This is a genomic window from Citreicoccus inhibens, from assembly GCF_019039035.1.
GTDB lineage: Bacteria > Myxococcota > Myxococcia > Myxococcales > Myxococcaceae > Citreicoccus > Citreicoccus inhibens.
The window spans coordinates 1-2,185 of record NZ_JAHNZT010000101.1 but is presented as its reverse complement, the minus strand read 5'-3'; the positions used below and the strand labels follow the sequence as shown (position 1 = coordinate 2,185).

The 2,185-nt window shown below is 65.7% G+C and carries 2 protein-coding genes and 2 pseudogenes; 2 read left to right on the top strand and 2 right to left on the bottom strand.

Annotated features, from left to right (window positions below; translation table 11 throughout):
• Window positions 1-94 precede the first annotated feature (94 nt).
• Window positions 95-436 (bottom strand): transposase, encoded by a 342-nt coding sequence (locus KRR26_RS36365; RefSeq protein WP_217082183.1) that lies wholly within the window; start codon window positions 434-436, stop codon window positions 95-97.
• A gap of 66 nt (window positions 437-502) precedes the next feature.
• On the opposite strand from KRR26_RS36365, the pseudogene KRR26_RS36360 reads away from it, so the two are divergent.
• Both KRR26_RS36360 and KRR26_RS37285 read left to right on the top strand, forming a co-directional pair.
• A pseudogene (locus tag KRR26_RS36360) lies at window positions 503-1,243 on the top strand (IS701 family transposase); the annotation flags it as partial.
• A 103-nt stretch (window positions 1,244-1,346) separates the two neighbouring features.
• Window positions 1,347-1,469 (top strand): annotated as a pseudogene (locus tag KRR26_RS37285) (IS5/IS1182 family transposase); the annotation flags it as partial.
• On the opposite strand, the gene KRR26_RS36350 reads toward KRR26_RS37285, so the two are convergent.
• The coding region (locus KRR26_RS36350; RefSeq protein ID WP_217082182.1) for an IS701 family transposase at window positions 1,467-2,185 on the bottom strand (719 nt) is incomplete at its 5' end. The pseudogene KRR26_RS37285 and the gene KRR26_RS36350 sit on opposite strands and share 3 nt — an antisense overlap.

The window sequence follows — 2,185 nt, the reverse complement described above, 5'->3', positions numbered from 1 at the left end:
CGGTGGCGGTACACCGTGGCTCGCGGTACGCGCCAGGTGGCCATCACCCGTGTCAGCCCATAGGGCTTGCGGCAGGACGGCGAGAGCTGGGCGCTCATCCTCTCGACTTCCTCCAGGGAAAACCCGGTGCGTTGCTCTCCAGCAACTGGGCCTTCTCCGCCAACAGCTCGTTCTTCATCATCAACTCGCCCACCATCGCCTTCAACCGCCGAACCTCGTCATCCGCTGGCTCCGGCTCGCGGCTCTTGAGATTGGCCTCGGCTCCAGCCAGGAACTTCTCCCGCCACTCGCTCAGCACGGACGCCGTGACACCCAGCTCCCGAGAGAGGGCGTCGAGTTCCTCGCCCTTCAGCAGTCGGAGTACGGCCTCCTTCTTCCTTTTCGCAGAGAACCGTCCGCGCTCCGCTGTCCTGTCCTGCTTCTGTTGCTTCTTCACATCCACCTCACGCGGGGGTGTTTATCCCCCAGAGAGGTGTCTCAAGAAATCGTGGGGCGGAGGAGGTACGGGGACGCACGGGCGTTCCGTGACGGCGTGCGTGAGCGGGGCCTGCACTACCTGATGGGCGTGCAGGGCAAGCACATGGTGTGGCCGCCCGGCGCGAAGCCGCACAAGCCGCAGAGAGGGCCGGGGCAGCGCGGGCGCTCCCGTACGCGGTACGAGGCGGAGGGCGTAGCGCCTTGGCTCATCTCGAAGTTGGCGCTGCAACTCCCCAAGGAGCAATTCCAAGTTGTGCACTGGCGAGAGGGCAGTCGGGGCGAGCAGTCCTCCCGGTTCGCTGCCGTGCGAGTGCGGATGGCGGAGAATCACACCAAGCGGACTCCGCCGAGTGAGGAGATATGGCTTCTCGTCGAGTGGCCCGACACGCAGAAGGCCCCGACGAAGTACTGGCTCTGCTCACTGCCGGTCCAGGCGTCGCTGAAGGATTTGGTGCGCTTCGCGAAGCTGCGCTGGAGAGTCGAGCGGGATTACCAGGAGATGAAGGGCGAAGTCGGCCTGGACCACTTCGAGGGGCGAACATGGCGCGGCTTCCATCACCACGCCACGCTCTGCATGGTGGCGCACGCATTCCTCGCGCTCCGTCGAGCGCTTTTCCCCCCGGAGCAGGACGCGCTGGACCCTGCCCGAAGTTCGTCGTCGCCTTCAGCACCTCCTGTTGCGTCGCATCGGCTACTGCCCGCTCTGCCTGCGCCCCGTCCGCTCCCGCGATCCGCCGCTGGGTCCGTCCCGCATCTGACCGGGTAGTACTAAGAGCCTGTTTCGGTAGGGAAGAAGGCTGGCCTCCTGCCGGGTTGAAGAGGCAGGAGGACGCGGCCATGGGGTAGTGAAGAAGGACGACGGCTGGCGGGTGCCAGACAAGTTGTGGCGACGCATCGAGCGGCTGCTTCCTGCTCGGCCGGAACACCCGCTGGGCTGCCACAACCCACGAGTGCCCGACCGACAGGCCCTGGATGGGATTCTCCTAGTACTACCCGGTCAGATGCGTGACGGACCCCGCGGCGGATCGCGGGAGCGGACGGGGCGTAGGCAGAGCGGGCAGTAGCCGATGCGGCGCAGCAGGAGGTGCTGAAGGTGGCGACGCACCTCGGTCAGGGTCCAAGGCATCCTGCTCCGGGGGGAAAAGCGCTCGACGGAGCGAGAGGAAGGCGTGCGCCACCATGCAGAGCGTGGCGTGGTGGTGGAAGCCGCGCCATGTTCGCCCCTCGAAGTGGTCCAGCCCGACTTCGCCCTTCATCTCTTGGTAATCCCGCTCCACTCTCCAGCGCAGCTTCGCGAAGCGCACCAAGTCCTTTAGCGACGTCTCTGCTGGCAATGAGCAAAGCCAGTACTTTGTCGGTGCCTTCTGCTGCTCGGGCCATTCAACGAGAAGCCATAGCTCTTCACTCGGTGGAGTCCGCTTGGTGTGATTCTCCGCCATCCGTACCCGCACGGCGGCGAACCGGGAGGACTGCTCGCCCCGACTGCCCTCTCGCCAGTGCACAACTTGGAACTGCCCCTTGGGAAGTTGAAGCGCCAACTCCGAGATGAGCCAAGGCTTTACACCCTCCGCCTCGTACCGAGTACGGGAGCGTCCGCGCTGCCCCGGCCCCCTCTCCGGTTTGTGTGGCTTCGCGCCGGGTGGCCATGCCATGTGCTTGCCCTGCACGCCCACCAGGTAGTGCAGGTCGCGCTCGCGCACTCCGTCAC